This is a genomic window from Veillonella sp. CHU110 (genome assembly GCF_003992255.1).
In the GTDB taxonomy this organism is placed as follows: domain Bacteria; phylum Bacillota; class Negativicutes; order Veillonellales; family Veillonellaceae; genus F0422.
This window is the reverse complement of the sequence record NZ_RQVA01000029.1, coordinates 1-3,058: the sequence shown is the minus strand read 5'-3', so window position 1 is coordinate 3,058 and position 3,058 is coordinate 1. Positions and strand designations below refer to the sequence as shown.

Annotated in this window: 1 rRNA gene; it reads right to left on the bottom strand. The window is 50.5% G+C overall.

Features of this window, described 5'->3' with window-relative positions:
- Window positions 1–2,925: ribosomal RNA gene (locus EO122_RS08070) — 23S ribosomal RNA — on the bottom strand.
- Window positions 2,926–3,058: the final 133 nt, after the last annotated feature.

The following is a 3,058-nucleotide window of genomic DNA, read 5'->3' as shown; positions in this document are numbered from 1 at the left end:
AGTAAAGCCCTCGATCTATTAGTACCAGTCAGCTCCATGCCTTACAGCACTTCCACACCTGGCCTATCAACCATGTCGTCTACATGGGATCTTACTAGCTTATGCTATGAGAAACCTCATCTCAAGGCTGGTTTCACGCTTAGATGCTTTCAGCGTTTATCCGTCCCGAACGTAGCTACCCAACTGTACCCTTGGCAGGATAATTGGTACACCAGCGGTTCGTCCACTCCGGTCCTCTCGTACTAGGAGCAGCCCCCTTCAAGTTTCTTTCGCCCGCGATGGATAGGGACCGAACTGTCTCACGACGTTCTGAACCCAGCTCACGTACCACTTTAATCGGCGAACAGCCGAACCCTTGGGACCTACTTCAGCCCCAGGATGTGATGAGCCGACATCGAGGTGCCAAACCTCCCCGTCGATATGGACTCTTGGGAGAGATTAGCCTGTTATCCCCAGGGTAGCTTTTATCCGTTGAGCGATGGCCCTTCCACTCGGCACCACCGGATCACTAAGCCCGACTTTCGTCCCTGCTCGACTTGTTGGTCTCGCAGTCAAGCTCCCTTCTGCCTTTACACTCTTCGAGCGATTTCCGTCCGCTCTGAGGGAACCTTTGGGCGCCTCCGTTACTCTTTAGGAGGCGACCGCCCCAGTCAAACTGTCCACCTAGGACTGTCCGGAAGGTCGTTACTCTTCCCGTTAGATTTCAATTAATCAAAGGGTGGTATCCCAACAGCGACTCCACTAAGACTAGCGCCCTAGCTTCTACGTCTCCCACCTATCCTGTACATTCATTAACTAAAATCAATCCTAAGTTACAGTAAAGCTCCATGGGGTCTTTCTGTCCAGTCGCGGGTAACCTGCATCTTCACAGGTACTTCAATTTCACCGGGTCCCTCGTTGAGACAGTGCGCAAGTCGTTACACCTTTCGTGCGGGTCGGAACTTACCCGACAAGGAATTTCGCTACCTTAGGACCGTTATAGTTACGGCCGCCGTTTACTGGGGCTTCAATTCAAAGCTTCGGATTACTCCTAACCCCTCCTCTTAACCTTCCAGCACCGGGCAGGTGTCAGCACCTATACGTCAGCTTTCGCTTTAGCAGGCACCTGTGTTTGTGGTAAACAGTCGCTTGCGCCTCTCTTGTGCCACCCATTCATGCTCCAGCCGTTACAAGCTTTCACACTACATGGGTCATCCTTTTCCCGAAGTTACGGATGCATTTTGCCGAGTTCCTTAACGAGGGTTTTCCCGCGCACCTTAGGATTCTCTCCCCGCCTACCTGTGTCGGTTTTGGTACGGGTAGTATGTCTCTACCTAGAAGCTTTTCTCGGCAACTTAGGATCAATTACTTCGCTCTTTTGAGCTCGTCATCACGCCTCAGCTTTTAGTGTAACGGATTTACCTATTACTCAACCTACACGCTTAAACATGCACTTCCAATCGCATGCTAACCTACCTGTTTGCGTCACTCCATCGATCAAACAATTCATACTAGTACAGGAATTTCAACCTGTTGTCCATCGCCTATGCTTTTCCGCCTCGGCTTAGGTCCCGACTTACCCTGAGACGACGATCGTTGCTCAGGAACCCTTAGGCTTTCGGTGGAAAGGATTCTCACCTTTCTTTTCGCTACTCATACCGGCATTCTCACTTCTTACCAGTCCACAGCTCCTTCCGGTACTGCTTCAACCCAATAAGAACGCTCCCCTACCCAATGGTATTGCTACCATTGCCACGACTTCGGCTCTGCATTTTAGCCCCGGACATTTTCGGCGCAGAGTCTCTCGACCAGTGAGCTATTACGCACTCTTTAAATGGTGGCTGCTTCTAAGCCAACATCCTGGTTGTTTTGGAAACTCCACATCCTTTGCCACTTAATGCAGCATTGGGGGCCTTAGTCGGTGGTCTGGGCTGTTTCCCTCTTGACTATGGGCCTTATCACTCATAGTCTGACTCCCATGTATAAGTATAGCCATTCGTAGTTTGACTAGGTTCGGTACCCGGTGTGGGCCCTAGCCCGATCAGAGCTCTACCGCCTATACTCTTTACCATGAGGCTAGCCCTAAAGCTATTTCGGGGAGAACCAGCTATCTCCGTGTTCGATTGGCATTTCACCCCTATCCACAACTCATCCCAAAGCTTTTCAACGCTCACGAGTTCGGTCCTCCACACAATTTTACCTGTGCTTCAACCTGGCCATGGATAGATCACTACGGTTTCGGGTCTACTACCACTAACTATTCGCCCTATTCAGACTCGCTTTCGCTTCGGCTCCACGTTTTCCGCTTAACCTCGCTAGTGACAGTAACTCGCCGGTTCATTCTTCAATAGGCACGCCGTCGACCTGCAATTATACGGTCTTCGACTGTTTGTAGACATACGGTTTCAGGTTCTCTTTCACTCCCCTCCCGGGGTGCTTTTCACCTTTCCCTCACGGTACTATGCGCTATCGGTCCATACTGGTATTTTGCCTTGGAGGGTGGTCCCCCCTGCTTCCCACAAGGTTTCACGTGTCTCGTGGTACTCTGGATACTGCTCCACATATGCAGGATTTCGACTACAGGGCTTTCACCTTCTTCGGCCGACCGTTCCAAGTCGGTTCGTCTATCCCATTTATGCTTGTTAGCAGTCCTCAACCCCGGTCTGGCGAACCAGTCCGGTTTGGGCTCTTCCCCGTTCGCTCGCCGCTACTAAGAGAATCTCGTTTGATTACTTTTCCTCTGGGTACTTAGATGTTTCAGTTCCCCAGGTGCCCTCCTCATACTCTCTGGTATGGGTGACAGAGCTTCACTCTGCCGGGTTCCCCCATTCGGATATCTACGGGTCAATGGTCGCTTGCACCTCTCCGTAGCTTTTCGCAGCTTACCGCGTCCTTCTTCGGCCAGTATAGCCAAGGCATCCACCGTATGCCCTTACTATCTTTACTTGATAGTGACATATGGTTATGTCTTTGCTTTAGAGTCATCCTTTCGGATGCTCTCACCTTATAAGTTAATTTAGAGAATCTATGTGCTTGGTCTAACCCTTAGAGTCAACTCTAAGAGACCAAATCATAAATT